At 71.7% G+C, this 12860-nt stretch carries 15 protein-coding genes; 8 read left to right on the forward strand and 7 right to left on the reverse strand.

Going from position 1 to position 12860, the window contains the following annotated elements; genetic code table 11:
* Positions 1-250 precede the first annotated feature (250 nt).
* The 3 genes from ABT114_RS34400 to ABT114_RS34410 all read left to right on the forward strand — a co-directional run bounded on the left by ABT114_RS34400 (position 251) and on the right by ABT114_RS34410 (position 3328).
* Complete coding sequence (locus ABT114_RS34400; RefSeq protein WP_351146845.1) at positions 251-1849, forward strand: ABC-F family ATP-binding cassette domain-containing protein; 1599 nt, start codon at positions 251-253, stop codon at positions 1847-1849.
* 335 nt (positions 1850-2184) lie between these two features.
* Positions 2185-2406 carry a helix-turn-helix domain-containing protein gene (locus ABT114_RS34405; RefSeq protein WP_006123601.1) on the forward strand — a complete coding sequence of 74 codons (222 nt, stop codon included), beginning with the start codon at positions 2185-2187 and terminating at the stop codon, positions 2404-2406.
* 118 nt (positions 2407-2524) lie between these two features.
* Complete coding sequence (locus tag ABT114_RS34410; RefSeq protein WP_351146846.1) at positions 2525-3328, forward strand: enoyl-CoA hydratase/isomerase family protein; 804 nt, start codon at positions 2525-2527, stop codon at positions 3326-3328.
* A gap of 3 nt (positions 3329-3331) precedes the next feature.
* Here ABT114_RS34410 and ABT114_RS34415 read toward each other — a convergent pair whose 3' ends face one another.
* Positions 3332-4099 carry a nucleopolyhedrovirus P10 family protein gene (locus ABT114_RS34415; RefSeq protein ID WP_351146847.1) on the reverse strand — a complete coding sequence of 256 codons (768 nt, stop codon included), beginning with the start codon at positions 4097-4099 and terminating at the stop codon, positions 3332-3334.
* An 87-nt stretch (positions 4100-4186) separates the two neighbouring features.
* Between ABT114_RS34415 and ABT114_RS34420 the strand changes: the two genes are divergently transcribed.
* From ABT114_RS34420 to amaP, 5 genes are read left to right on the forward strand one after another with little or no spacing between them, the layout of a single operon-like run.
* On the forward strand, positions 4187-4675 hold the full coding sequence (locus tag ABT114_RS34420) for an Asp23/Gls24 family envelope stress response protein (RefSeq protein ID WP_351146848.1): 489 nt from the start codon (positions 4187-4189) through the stop codon (positions 4673-4675).
* 28 nt (positions 4676-4703) lie between these two features.
* Positions 4704-4889 (forward strand): hypothetical protein, encoded by a 186-nt coding sequence (locus tag ABT114_RS34425; protein WP_351146849.1) that lies wholly within the window; start codon positions 4704-4706, stop codon positions 4887-4889.
* A complete protein-coding gene (locus ABT114_RS34430; RefSeq protein WP_502988436.1) occupies positions 4886-5308 on the forward strand; it encodes an Asp23/Gls24 family envelope stress response protein in 423 nt (140 codons plus the stop codon). The genes ABT114_RS34425 and ABT114_RS34430 overlap by 4 nt, the downstream gene beginning before the upstream one ends.
* Positions 5305-5991, forward strand: coding sequence for a DUF6286 domain-containing protein (locus ABT114_RS34435; protein WP_351146851.1), 687 nt, complete (start codon positions 5305-5307; stop codon positions 5989-5991). The genes ABT114_RS34430 and ABT114_RS34435 overlap by 4 nt, the downstream gene beginning before the upstream one ends.
* Positions 5988-6575 (forward strand): alkaline shock response membrane anchor protein AmaP, encoded by a 588-nt coding sequence (gene amaP, locus ABT114_RS34440; protein WP_351146852.1) that lies wholly within the window; start codon positions 5988-5990, stop codon positions 6573-6575. Before ABT114_RS34435 ends, amaP begins: the two co-directional genes overlap by 4 nt.
* Positions 6576-6602: 27 nt before the next feature.
* Here amaP and ABT114_RS34445 read toward each other — a convergent pair whose 3' ends face one another.
* From ABT114_RS34445 to ABT114_RS34470, 6 genes are all read right to left on the reverse strand, one after another.
* Positions 6603-7358, reverse strand: a complete 756-nt coding sequence (locus ABT114_RS34445; RefSeq protein ID WP_351146853.1) for an SDR family oxidoreductase — start codon at positions 7356-7358, stop codon at positions 6603-6605.
* Positions 7359-7363: 5 nt separating this feature from the next.
* Positions 7364-9151 carry a glycoside hydrolase family 15 protein gene (locus tag ABT114_RS34450; RefSeq protein ID WP_351146854.1) on the reverse strand — a complete coding sequence of 596 codons (1788 nt, stop codon included), beginning with the start codon at positions 9149-9151 and terminating at the stop codon, positions 7364-7366.
* 67 nt (positions 9152-9218) lie between these two features.
* On the reverse strand, positions 9219-10010 hold the full coding sequence (locus ABT114_RS34455) for an SURF1 family cytochrome oxidase biogenesis protein (protein ID WP_351146855.1): 792 nt from the start codon (positions 10008-10010) through the stop codon (positions 9219-9221).
* Between the two features lie 50 nt (positions 10011-10060).
* Positions 10061-10294, reverse strand: coding sequence for a metallothionein (locus tag ABT114_RS34460; RefSeq protein WP_351146856.1), 234 nt, complete (start codon positions 10292-10294; stop codon positions 10061-10063).
* Between the two features lie 80 nt (positions 10295-10374).
* A complete protein-coding gene (locus tag ABT114_RS34465) occupies positions 10375-11370 on the reverse strand; it encodes a DEDDh family exonuclease (RefSeq protein WP_351146857.1) in 996 nt (331 codons plus the stop codon).
* 65 nt (positions 11371-11435) lie between these two features.
* Positions 11436-12836: an NAD(P)/FAD-dependent oxidoreductase gene (locus ABT114_RS34470; RefSeq protein WP_351146858.1), complete on the reverse strand. Its 1401-nt coding sequence runs from the start codon at positions 12834-12836 to the stop codon at positions 11436-11438.
* Positions 12837-12860 lie beyond the last annotated feature (24 nt).

The following is a 12860-nucleotide window of genomic DNA, read 5'->3' on the forward strand; positions in this document are numbered from 1 at the left end:
CCGCAACGTCGTCCCCCAGTCGCCATCCTCACCCTGCGGGCCGCCCGGGGCACCCCGGACGACCTCCGAGGCGAAGGACGCACCCCGAGCGTGCCGTACGTCACGGTGAGGCACGTCGAACGCCTGAACGCAGAAAAAGTGGTTGCATCGCCCCGTTAGACTGACGTCTATGGCCATTCTCCTCGCGCATTAGACGGCGGGAACGTCCTCAGCCGCCCACCCGCCAACCCTCCCGTCCTGGAGTCTGTCCGTGATCTCCGCCTCCGGTATCGAGCTGCGCGCCGGTGCCCGCATCCTCATCGAGTCCGCCACCTTCCGTATCACCAAGGGCGACCGCATCGGCCTGGTCGGTCGCAACGGCGCGGGCAAGACAACGCTCACCAAGGTCCTCGCCGGCGAAGGCATCCCCGCCGCCGGCACCGTCGCCCGCTCCGGCGAGGTCGGCTACCTGCCGCAGGACCCGCGCACCGGCGACCTCGACATACTCGCCCGCGACCGCATCCTCTCCGCGCGCGGCCTGGACACCCTGATCCGCAAGATGCGCGAGAACGAGCAGCGCATCGCCAACGGCTCGGGCGCCACCCGCGACAAGGCCCTGCGGCAGTACGAACGCCAGGAGACGGAGTTCCTCACCAAGGGCGGGTACGCCGCCGAGGCCGAGGCCGCCACCATCGCCGCCGCGCTCAACCTGCCCGACCGCGTGCTCGGCCAGCCCCTGCACACGCTCTCGGGTGGTCAGCGCCGCCGTATCGAGCTGGCCCGGATCCTGTTCTCGGACGCGGACACGCTGCTGCTCGACGAGCCGACCAACCACCTGGACGCCGACTCGATCGTCTGGCTGCGCGACTACCTGAAGACGTACCGTGGCGGCTTCATCGTGATCTCCCACGATGTCGACCTGGTCGAGACGGTCGTCAACAAGGTCTTCTATCTGGACGCCAACCGCGCCCAGATCGACGTCTACAACATGGGCTGGAAGCTCTACCAGCAGCAGCGCGAGGCCGACGAGAAGCGCCGCAAGCGCGAGCGGCAGAACGCCGAGAAGAAGGCCGCCGCCCTGCACTCGCAGGCCGACAAGATGCGCGCCAAGGCCACCAAGACCGTTGCCGCGCAGAACATGGCCAAGCGCGCCGACAAGCTCCTCTCGGGCCTCGAAGCGGTGCGTCAGCAGGACAAGGTCGCCAAACTGCGCTTCCCCGAGCCCTCGCCGTGCGGCAGGACCCCGCTCATGGCGGAGGGACTGTCGAAGTCCTACGGCTCCCTGGAGATCTTCACGGACGTCGACCTGGCCATCGACAAGGGCTCGCGCGTCGTCATCCTCGGTCTGAACGGCGCAGGCAAGACAACCCTCCTCAGGCTGCTCGGCGGCGTCGAGACGCCGGACACCGGCCAGGTCGTCGAGGGCCACGGCCTCAAGCTCGGCTACTACGCGCAGGAGCACGAGACCCTCGACCCGGAGCGCACGGTCCTGGAGAACATGCGCTCCGCCGCCCCCGACCTCGATCTCGTCGCGGTACGCAAGACGCTCGGCTCCTTCCTCTTCTCCGGCGACGACGTCGACAAGCCGGCCGGTGTCCTCTCCGGCGGCGAGAAGACCCGTCTCGCCCTCGCCACCCTCGTGGTGTCGTCGGCGAACGTCCTGCTCCTCGACGAGCCGACCAACAACCTCGACCCGGCCAGCCGCGAGGAGATCCTCGGCGCGCTGCGCACCTACAAGGGCGCGGTCGTTCTGGTCACGCACGACGAGGGCGCGGTCGAGGCACTCCAGCCGGAGCGGATCATTCTGCTGCCCGACGGAGTCGAGGACCTGTGGGGCTCGGACTACGCGGATCTCGTCGCCCTGGCTTGATCGACTGCCTGATCCACAGCGTATGGATCATTCGGCCGATCCGTGATCCATCATCTGTGTGAGATCTCCTCGTATCGAGGTGTGTCCTACATCCATTTCGCGGCCGATCCCTTTGTCGACAAGGGATCGGCCGTCGTCTGTCCCTGACCTGGGACTTCGCTGAATAACCCGTTCGGCCGTACGAATGCCACTCGGCGGAACCGCAGATTCCGTATGTGGGGACACGCTCCTGTCGTCACAAGCATGTCGTACGGACCTTGCCGAATGGGTGGCCATGAGGCCCCGGAGGGGTGATCATGAGGGGACCAGAGCGCACTTCCCATGAGGAGGCACGGGTGGCCGAGACTCTGAAGAAGGGCAGCCGGGTGACCGGCGCCGCGCGCGACAAGCTCGCGGCAGACCTGAAGAAGAAGTACGACTCCGGTGCGAGCATCCGGGCGCTGGCCGAGGAGACCGGCCGCTCGTATGGCTTCGTGCACCGGATGCTCAGCGAATCGGGCGTCACGCTTCGTGGGCGTGGCGGGGCGACACGGGGCAAAAAGGCCGCTTCGGCCTGACCCCGGGCGGCCCATCGGCTCCGATGGTGGCCACCCGGTCGGTCGGCTGACCGGCCGGGTGGTTACTGTGCAGTCACTTAGCTGACCGCTAGCTGACCGCACCCATCGGAGGCGCCCCATGGCTTCGCCCGACCAGGAACTCGTTCCTCTGCTCGACAAGGACGGCGTACGGCTCACCGTCGACGACGCGATCGCCACGGTGACGCTGGCCAACCCGGCCAAGCGCAACGCGCAGAGCCCCGCGATGTGGCGGGCGCTTGCCGAGGCCGGGCGGCTGCTGCCGGGCTCCGTCCGTGTCGTCGTGCTGCGCGGCGAAGGCAAGTCCTTCTCCGCCGGCCTCGACCGGCAGATGTTCACGCCGGAGGGGATCAAGGGCGAGCCGTCCTTCATCGACCTCGCGCGCGGTAGCGACACCGAACTCGACGCTGCTATCGCCGAGTTCCAGGAGGGCTTCACCTGGTGGCGGCGCAACGACATCGTGTCCATCGCCGCCGTGCAGGGACACGCCATCGGTGCGGGCTTCCAGCTCGCGCTCGCCTGTGACGTGCGCGTCGTAGCCGACGACGTGCAGTTCGCCATGCGCGAGACCAGCCTGGGGCTCGTACCCGACCTGACGGGTACGCATCCGCTGGTGTCCCTCGTCGGGTACGGCCGGGCGGTCGAGATCTGCCTGACCGGCCGGTTCGTCCTGGCTGAGGAGGCCGTGAACACCGGGCTGGCCAACGTCTCGGTGCCGGTGGCGGAACTCGGCGCCACGGTGCGGGACCTGGCCGCGGCGATCCTGGCCGCGCCCCGGGACGCGGTGATCGAGACCAAGGCTCTGCTGCGCGGGGCCGCGGACCGTACGTACGACGAGCAGCGCGGCTCCGAGCGGACCGCGCAGGCCCGGCGGTTGCGGGATCTGGCCGGCGTCGGCGAATGAGCCTCAACTGACCGCAGTCACCAGCACCGCCACCGTCGGGTGATCCGGCAGTACCTCGCCCACCACCGTGCGGACCGCCCGGGCCACGTCCAGGGCCCGGTGGTCCGGCAGCACCGTGATCTCCACGCGCGCGTGGCGGTGCGGCAGCGCGGCCTCACTCCTGCGTTCCCCGATGTGCACCGACCGGCCGCCGAGCGCGCCGGTCAGGCGGGCCACACCCGGGACGGCGAGCGCGGCCGCGGCGGCCCGCGCCTCGTCGGGCTCCGACGCCTCCTCGGCCGCAGGAGGCTCCGGCGGGGGTACGGGGGAGGGCTGCGGCTCCTCGTCCAGCAGGCCCGTCACCCGCAGGTCCACCGCTGTGACCGACAGGCCCAGTCCCTCCGTCGCCGCCGTCTCCAGCGCCGCCCGCACGAGGGACGCGGTGGCCGGCAGGGGCTCGGACACCGTCGCCGCGAAGTCCGCCGTGATGCGCAGCGGGCCGGGGGGCAGTGCGCTCGGCGGCGGCGGAACGGCCGGCTCGTACACCTCCTCCGGATCGGCGAGGGCGATCCGGAGCGCGCCGGGGCGTACACCCGGCACGTTCTGCGCCGCGCGCCGCAGCACCGCCTCGGCCGCCGCTTCCGTGATCCACGCGCCGTCACGCCGGTCGCCCAACGGCAGCAGTCTGCCCAGCCTCAGCTGATCCCGTACTGCCAGCCCGGCTCCCACCACAGCCTTGTACGAAGGGGCGTCGTGCCGCCTCTCGTTCCCGGTCCATCGGTCCGCCGTCATAGTTCCAGACTGCCGCATCACCGGGGCGGGTGCGGTCAACCGCGCTTACGGTGGGGGAAGGACGACGACCGGAAGGGACGTACGGTCATGACCGACATGACGGAGCAGAACCGGACGCAGAACCCCGAAGGTGCGGCAGAGTCGCCGGTCCAGACCCGCAAGGCCACCAGGCGCGGCGGCGGGGACCCGGCGACCCGGGGGCGGACCACCATCGCCGACGGGGTCGTGGAGAAGATCGCCGGGATGGCGGCGCGTGACGTCCTCGGTGTGCACGCCATGGGCAGCGGCCTGAGCCGCACCTTCGGCGCCGTACGGGACCGGGTGCCCGGCGGATCGAAGTCCGTGACGCGCGGGGTCAAGGCCGAGGTCGGCGAGGTGCAGACCGCGCTCGACCTGGAGATCGTCGTCGACTACGGCGTATCGATCGGCGACGTCGCCAAGGCCGTGCGGGAGAACGTCATCTCGGCGGTGGAGCGCATGACCGGCCTCGAGGTCGTCGAGGTCAACATCGCCGTGAGCGACGTCAAGCTGCCCGAGGAAGAGGAAGAAGAGGAGCCGGAGCCCCGGATCCAGTAGGCCGGAAGACTGAGCTGAGGAGCGCAGCATGAGCATGGCCGTGGTCGGCATGATCGCCGGGATGGCGCTGGGTTTCGCCGGGTACTTCGGCGGGTTCGGCGCGTTCGTGCTGGTGGCGGCACTGGGCGCCATCGGGTTCGTGGTCGGCCGGTTCCTGGAGGGAGACCTGGAGGCCGGCGACTTCTTCCGTCCGCGTGGCGACCGGCGGCGGTGACGCCCGTGAGTGAAGAGGCCGTCCAGGGCGGCGGACACCTGGCCGTGGTCCCGCCGGGCGAACGGGGCGCGACCCGGATCGCCGACCGGGTGGTGTCGAAAATCGCCGCCCAGGCGGCGCGCGAGGCTGCCGGGACACTGCCCGCCGACGCCACGCCCCCGCATGCCACGGTCGTCGTACGTCCCCGAGTTCTCGACCCCCCTCAAGCAGGGGAGACATCGATCGACACCGCCCACATCCGCGTCCATCTCGAACTCGACTACCCCTGCGACATCGGCGCCCGCTGCCGCGAGGTGCGTCGGCATGTCACCGAGCGGGTAGGCGCGTTGGTGGGAATGGAGGTGCCGGAGGTCGCCGTCCATGTGGAACGGCTGCACCTGGCCCCGGCACACGGCGTGGCACAGGGGAGGACGCGATGAGCGAGCCCCAGGGCTCCGAGGGCACCACACGGCGACTGCCGGTCATGGAGAAGGACGACACCGGCCACGGACGCGGCCAGTCCGCGTCGGCGGCGGCCTACGACCCCCTGCCACCGACGCTCGACGGCGCGGACGACGGCTCCGGCCACCGCTTCTGGTCGGCGCGCCGGATCCCCGCGGCCGTCGTCGCCGTGCTGCTCCTGGTCGTCGCGGGCGCCTTCCTGTACGACATCGCCGCCGTGCGCGCCCACCGGCCCGCCATGCACTGGCGCCGGGCACTGGCCCGGCAGCTCGCCGAACGGCCGCTCGACGACACCTGGGTGCTCGTCGGCGCGGGCGTCGCCGCGCTCCTCGGCCTCTGGCTGCTGGTCCTGGCCGTCACCCCCGGCCTGCGGGCCGTCCTGCCGATGCGGCGCACCCACCCCGACGTGCGCGCCGGACTGCACCGGGACGCGGCCGCGGTGGTGCTGCGCGACCGGGCCATGGAGGTCGCCGGCGTGCAGTCGGTACGCGTGCGGGCGCACCGCAGGCGGGCCGACGTCCGCGCGGTCTCGCACTTCCGCGAACTGGACGACGTACGCGCCGACCTCGACGCCGTGCTCGCCGACGCGATCAGGGGACTGGGGCTCGCCCGGCCGCCCGCGCTGTCGGTGCACGTCCGGCGGCCGGGACGGAAGGGGTGAGTACGGTGCTCAGGACCGTCAACCGGGTGCTGATCGGCCTCGTCGGCCTCGTACTGGTGCTCCTCGGCGGCTCGGTGCTCGCCATCGGCCTGGGCGCTCCCCCGCCCTCCTGGTGGATCCACCACGGACCCCACGACGTACTGCTGACCGTCGCCGAACGCACCCGCTGGCGGGACGCCGGCTGGTGGTGGCCGGCCGTCCTCGCCGTGCTCGCCGCCCTCGTCCTGCTCGCCCTGTGGTGGCTGATCGCGGTGCTGCGCCGCCGTCGGCTCGCCGAGCTCCTCGTCGACACCGGAGACGGCGCGGGCGCGCTGCTGCGGGGGCGGGCGCTGGAGGGGGTGCTGGCAGGTGAGACGGACGACCTGGACGGCGTCGCACACGCCCGTGTCCAGCTGACCGGACGGCGCAACGCCCCCGAGGTACGGGTACGGCTCCTGGTGGAACCGCACGTGGACCCCGGAACGGCGCTGCACCACTTCACGACCCGTGCGCTGGCGCACGCGCGGGACTCGGCGGGGCTCGCGGCGTTGCCGGCGAAGGTACGCCTGCGAGCGGTCAAGCACCGTGCGGAAAGGGTGAGTTGACCGAGCTGCCGAGGCCTGCCCGCCGCCTCAGAACCCGTGCCGGGCCCCACCGTCCACCGGCAACATGATCCCCGTCAGATAAGAAGCCGCCGGAGACAGCACAAACGCCGCCACCCGCCCGAACTCCTCCGCCGTCCCGTACCTCCGCAGCGGAATACGGGACTCGTTCGCCGCCCGGGTCGCCTCCGGATCCGCCGAGTACCCGTCCAGCTCGCGCACGCGATCCGTGTCGATGCGGGCCGGCAACAGCCCGACGACGCGGATGCCGCGCGGACCCAGCTCGTCGGAGAGGGACTTGGCGAACCCGGCCAGGCCCGGCCGCAGACCGTTGGAGATGGTCAGCCCCGGAATCGGCTCGTGCACCGAGCCGGACAGCACGAACCCGATGACGCCGCCGGCCTCGAGCTCCGCGGCCGCCGCGCGGGCGAGCCGTACCGCGCCGAGGAACACCGACTCGAACGCCGTACGCCACTGCTCGTCCGTGTTGTCGGCGACGAAGCCGGGCGGCGGGCCGCCGACGCTGATCAGGATGCCGTCGAAGCCGCCGAAGTGCTCGCGCGCGGTGGCGATCAGCCGGGCCGGTGCCTCCTCCTCGGCGTTGTCGACGGCCACCCCGATCGCGTTCGGGCCCAGCTCGGCCGCCGCGTCGGCGACCCGCTTCTCGTCGCGCCCCGTGACGACCACCTTCGCGCCGTCCGCCACGAGCTCGCGCGCGGCGGCGTTGCCCAGTCCGCGGGTGGCCCCGGTGACGACGTACACCCGGTCCTTCAGTTCAAGATCCATGGTCCCTATCCTGCCTGGTCGCCTCCGGACAGGGCGAGGGCGGTGTTCACCAGGCCGATGTGGCTGAACGCCTGGGGGAAGTTGCCGAGCTGGCGGCCGGCCACCGGGTCGTACTCCTCGGCCAGCAGTCCCACGTCGTTCGTGAGGCCCACCAGCCGTTCGAACAGCTCACGGGCCTCCTGGGTACGGCCCGTCATGTGCAGCGCGTCCGCGAGCCAGAACGAACAGGCCAGGAAGACGCCCTCACCGCCCGGCAGCCCGTCGACGGGCGTCTCCTCGGCGTCGTAGCGGCGTACGAAGCCGCCGTGGCCCAGTTCCGCGCGCACCGCGTCCACCGTGCCGATCACCCGCGAGTCGTCGGGGGGCAGGAAGCCGACGCGCGGGATGAGCAGCAGGGCGGCGTCGAGTTCACGCGATCCGTAGTACTGCGTGAAGGTGTTGCGTCCGGGGTCGTAGCCCTTCTCGCACACCTCGCGGTGCACCTCGTCGCGCAGCGTGCGCCAGGCGTCCAGGTCGCCGCTCAGCTCCGGGTGCTCCTCCAGGGTGCGCACCGCCCGGTCGGCGGCCACCCACACCATCACCTTCGAGTGCACGAAGTGGCGGCGGCCGCCACGCACCTCCCACAGCCCTTCGTCCGGCTGCCGCCACGCCGACCGAAGGAACTCGAGCAGGGCGCGCTGCATCGCCCACATGTGCGGCTTGGCGGACAGACCCGAACGCCGGGCCAGGTACAGCGTGTCCAGGACCTCGCCGTAGACGTCCAGCTGGAGCTGGGTCACGGCGCCGTTGCCGATCCGTACGGGCGCCGAACCGGCGTAACCGGCGAGCCACGGCAGCTCGAACTCCGGCAGCCGCCGCTCGCCCGCGAGGCCGTACATGATCTGGAGGTCCGCCGGGTCGCCCGCGACCGCGCGCAGCAGCCAGTCCCGCCAGGCCTCGGCCTCCTTGTGGTAGCCCGCCGACAGCAGGGCGCCCAGGGTGAGGGTGGAGTCGCGCAGCCAGCAGTAGCGGTAGTCCCAGTTGCGCACGCCGCCCAGCTCCTCCGGCAGCGAGGTGGTGGCCGCTGCGACGATGCCGCCGGTGGGTACGTAGCTCAGGGCCTTGAGGGTGATCAGGGAGCGTACGACGGCGTCCCGGTACGGGCCGTGGTAACGACAGCGGGCCGCCCACCTCCGCCAGTCGACGACGCTGCTACTCAGCGCCTCGTAGGGGTCGACCAGCGGCGGGCGCGGTTCGTGAGAGGGGTGCCAGGTGAGGACGAACGCGACCTTCTCGCCCTCGGCGACGGTGAACTCGGAGTGCGTGCCGAAGTCCTCGCCCCAGGTGTGTACCGAGGGTTCGCTGCGCAGCCAGACCGAGTCCGGGCCGGCGATGGCGACCCGGTGGCCGTCGGACCGGCGCATCCACGGGATGATCGAGCCGTAGTCGAAGCGGAGCCGGATGGTGCTGCGTACGGTGACCCTTCCGCTGACGCCCTCCACGATGCGTACGAGGTCGGGGGCCCGCTCGCGCTGGGGCATCAGGTCGGTGACGCGGACCGTGCCCTCGTCCGTGTCCCACTCGGTGTCGAGGACGAGGGTGTCGGGCCGGTAGGCGCGGCGCGTGCAGGGGTCCTTGGTGCCCTTGGGGGCGATCCGCCAGTGGCCGTTGTCCTTGCCGCCGAGCAGCTTGGCGAAGCAGGCGGCCGAGTCGAAGCGGGGGAGGCACAGCCAGTCGACGGAGCCGTCCCTGCCGACCAGGGCGGCGGTCTGTTCGTCGCCGATGAGGGCGTAGTCCTCGATAGCAGGGTGCACGGGATTGCGGGTTCCCGGTGGACCGACGGGGCAATCAGGGTATGCGGCCGGGTGGGTCAGTGCGGCCCTACACCGTCGCCGGTTCGGCCTCCGCCGCCGCTGCCCCGGCCGCGGCCTCCGCCCGGTCGCGGCGCTCTCGCCGTACCAGGACCCACCAGCCCACCGGGACGGCCGCGGCGAACAGCCACCACTGGATCATGTAGGCGTAGTTCAGCGGGGCGTCTTCCTTGCCCGGGTCGGAGATCTGCTCCGGAGTGTCGCCCTTCGCTTCGGGCGCCGTCTGCTGGATGTAACCGCCGAGCACCTGGGCGTCGAGGCGCTGTGCCTCCTCCGTGCTGCTGATCAGCATGATCTGCCGGTCCGGCAGTCCCTTGATGTCCTTGATGCCGCTCGCCGCGGTCGTCTCGTCGGGCATCAGCCGTCCGGTGACGGTGGTCCGGCCGGCGGGCGGTGCGGGGATCTTCGGGAAGGCGGTCTGTGCTCCGTTCGCGGGGATCCAGCCCCGGTTGACCAGCAGCACCTTGCCGTCCGTCAGCACGAACGGGGTGAGGACGTGGAAGCCGACCTCGTCGTCGGAGTTGACGCGGCGCCTGACGACGACTTCCCGAGAGGTGTCGAACGTGCCGGTCGCCGTGACGGTGCGGTAGCGCTCGGTCTTGGTCACGGCGTTCCCGGGGGAGGCCAACTGCTCCACCGGGACCGGCTTGGCGGCCAGCGCGTCGGAGACCAGCTGGTTGCGGGCACTGCGCATCTCGTATCGGTGCATCTGCCAGATGCCCAGCTCGATCATCGTCGGGATGAGCGCAATGGCGACGAGGGTGACGATCACCCACTGCCGGGACATCAGGAAGCGGTACACCCCACGACCGTACAACTCGGTCGTGGGGCGCAGTCAGCCGGGTACCCGGCTCAGACCTTGTCGACGATCCCCGCCCTCCCCTCGGCGCGGGCGCAGTGGCCGCCGCAGTACCAGTGGCCCTCGACCTCGACGCCCTGGCCGATGATCTGCACCCGGCAGTGCTCGCAGATGGGGGCCATGCGGTGGATCGCACAGGAGAAGCAGTCGAAGACGTGGACCGCGCCCTGCGCGTGCACCTCGAAGGTCATTCCGTAGTCATTGCCGCAAACTTCGCATCTCGCCATGCGCCACAGGGTGAGGCGTCACCGTCGTCCGGGCGAGCGAGTGGCGGGCGAGTCGCGCGGCAATCACCCGTCCGTACGGGTCACTCGCCGGCGGGTGCCACATCGCGCAGCAGTTGTCCGAACGCCGCCTCGTCGACGACCGGCGTTCCGTACTGCCGCGCCTTGAGCACCTTCGACGTGCTCGAGTCGGGGTCGTTGGTCACCAGCAGGCTGGTCAGCCGGGACAGGCTGGTGGCGACGTGCAGTCCGGCCTCCGTCGCGCGGTCCTCCAGCAGTTCGCGGTCGATCGACGTGTCACCCGAGAAGGCGACGCGCATGCCCTGCTTGAGCGGTTTGCCCTCTTCGTACCGTCCAGGGTTGGGATAGGGGCATGCGGGCCTTTTGCGCGACGGGCGCCAGCTGCCCTGCGGGTAGCCGCCGTAGCCACTGCTGTCCGCCTGCCGACCGATCCGGGGCGCGGGCCGGTCCTGCCACTCGGTCAGCGGCCGGCACTCGTGCAGCGGCAGCCGTACGCCGCCCGCGGCCGCGGCCCGCAGGCTGGGCCGGAACGCCTCCGCCAGCACGCGCGCGTCGTCCAGCGCGTGGTGCGCCCGCTGCTGTACGACGCCGAAGTGGGCGGCCAGCGACTCCAGCTTGTGGTTGGGCAGCGGCAGGCGCAGTTCCTTGGAGAGCGCGATGGTGCACAGCCGCTGCCGCACCGGGGCCTCGCGCTCCGCGCGCGCGTACTCGCGGGCGATCATCTGCCAGTCGAAGACGGCGTTGTGCGCGACGAGCACCCGGTCCGCCAGGCGCGCCGCGAACTCCTCGGCGATGTCCGGGAAGAGCGGCGCGCCTTCCAGCACATCGCTCGTCAGACCATGGATCCACACCGGGCCCGGGTCCCGCTCCGGGTTGACCAGCGTGTACCAGTGGTCCTCGACCTCGCCGCGCGCGTCCAGCCGGTAGACGGCCGCGGAGATTATCCGGTCGTCCCGGGCCAGGCCCGTGGTCTCCACGTCAACGACCGCGTACCCCTGGGGATACGCGGTCGGCCACGTTGTGGGGGACGACGCTGCGGTCGTGCGGTCTTCGAGCATGGTCAATGAGGATACGGGCCACCACCGACAGCGCGGTGCACCTGTCCCGGCAGTGGCGGTCCCGGTCAGGAAACGGCGGACTCGCGCTCGGCCTCGCTCAGCGGCGGCGCCTGCAGGTGCGGCTTCTTCGGGCCGAGGAGCATGGGGACGAGCATGTCGGGCGAGAAGAGGCGGGTGGCCGGCTTCTCCAGGCTCATCACGTCGAGCAGCGCACCGAGGGCGCGCGGGTTGCGGGCGCCGGTCTCGACGGCCCGGTCGACGAACCGGGCCAGGAACCGCTCCAGGGCCGTGGGCGGGGTCGTGGCGGCGCCGGGGTAGAAGGCGTCCTGGCCGACCGCCAGGTCCCAGGCGGCGGCGACCGGCCGGGCCGCGGCGTGCTGGAGGCGGCGCGCGGTGCCAGGGGCCGTGAGGGAGGCGGAGCGCAGGACGGTACGCAGGGCGAGGGCGCACTGGGCGGCGACGGTGAGGCCGTGGCCGTAGACGGGGTTGTAGGAGGCGACGGCGTCGCCCAGGACGGTGAAGCCGTCCGGCCAGCGCTTCGCCTTCTCGTAGTAGCGGCGGTGGTTGGCGGTGCTGCGGGTGGTGGCGATGTCGCCGAGCGGTTCGGCGTCCTTGATCAGCTCGCCGATGACCGGATCGCCGAGGCTGAGCGCGAAGTCCGCGAAGGCGTCCGCGTCGGCGGTGGGCTCGCCGCCGCGGGTGCCCGAGAGGGTCACGATCCACCGGTCGCCCTCGATCGGCAGGATGACGCCGCCCCGGCCCGGGGCCTTGGCTGGGTTGGCCTGCACGTTGACGAGCGGGAAGTCGATGTCCTTGGTGGTGCCCGGCGCCCGGTAGAGGCGGGTGGCGTAGGCGACGCCGGCGTCGACCTCGCGTTCCGTGATGTCCGGCAAGCCGAGGTCTGTCAGCCACCGGGGCGCGCGGGAGCCGCGTCCGCTGGAGTCGACGACCAGGTCGGCGGTGAGAGTGAGCTCCTCGTCGCCGGTGCGCACCCGGACGCCGGTGACCCGGGCGGCGTCGCCCTCCAGGGAGAGTGCGGTGGTGCCCTGACGGAGGGTGATGCGCGCGTCGGCCAGGACGCGGGCGCGGATCACGGAGTCGAGCAGGTCGCGGGAGCACACCAGGATGCGGTGGTGGGTCGTCAGGAAACGGCGGAACCAGACCTCGTTGGGAGCCCGGGAGACCATGTCGCCCATGACGTGGACGAGACGGCCGCCGCCGGCCACGGCCTCGTCGACGAGGCCGGGCAGCAACTCGTCGAAGGCGAGCACGCCGCCGCTCCACACGAGGTGCGCGTGCCGGGCCTGCGGGACACCGCGACGCGGCTCGGGCCCCTCGGGCAGCACGTCCCGTTCGACGAGGGTGACGTCGGCGAACTCGGCGAGCGTCGCCGCCGCGAAGAGACCGGCGGCGCTCGCGCCTATGACGACCGCGGTGGGCCGGCGGGTGAGGGCCGTGTCAGGCATGGTGGTTCACGCTTTCTGTGCTGC

The organism is Streptomyces sp. NPDC002088, assembly GCF_040296605.1.
Classification (GTDB): Bacteria; Actinomycetota; Actinomycetes; order Streptomycetales; family Streptomycetaceae; genus Streptomyces.

Excerpts from the sequence above, each read along its gene's own strand:
- ABT114_RS34410 (WP_351146846.1), top strand. The coding sequence starts at position 2,525 with ATGGCTTCGCCCGACCAGGAACTCGTTCCTCTGCTCGACAAGGACGGC.
- ABT114_RS34420 (WP_351146848.1), top strand. The coding sequence starts at position 4,187 with ATGACCGACATGACGGAGCAGAACCGGACGCAGAACCCCGAAGGTGCG.
- ABT114_RS34445 (WP_351146853.1), bottom strand. The coding sequence starts at position 7,358 with ATGGATCTTGAACTGAAGGACCGGGTGTACGTCGTCACCGGGGCCACC.
- ABT114_RS34425 (WP_351146849.1), top strand. The coding sequence starts at position 4,704 with ATGAGCATGGCCGTGGTCGGCATGATCGCCGGGATGGCGCTGGGTTTC.
- ABT114_RS34470 (WP_351146858.1), bottom strand. The coding sequence starts at position 12,836 with ATGCCTGACACGGCCCTCACCCGCCGGCCCACCGCGGTCGTCATAGGC.
- ABT114_RS34465 (WP_351146857.1), bottom strand. The coding sequence starts at position 11,370 with ATGCTCGAAGACCGCACGACCGCAGCGTCGTCCCCCACAACGTGGCCG.
- ABT114_RS34415 (WP_351146847.1), bottom strand. The coding sequence starts at position 4,099 with ATGACGGCGGACCGATGGACCGGGAACGAGAGGCGGCACGACGCCCCT.
- ABT114_RS34460 (WP_351146856.1), bottom strand. The coding sequence starts at position 10,294 with ATGGCGAGATGCGAAGTTTGCGGCAATGACTACGGAATGACCTTCGAG.
- ABT114_RS34435 (WP_351146851.1), top strand. The coding sequence starts at position 5,305 with ATGAGCGAGCCCCAGGGCTCCGAGGGCACCACACGGCGACTGCCGGTC.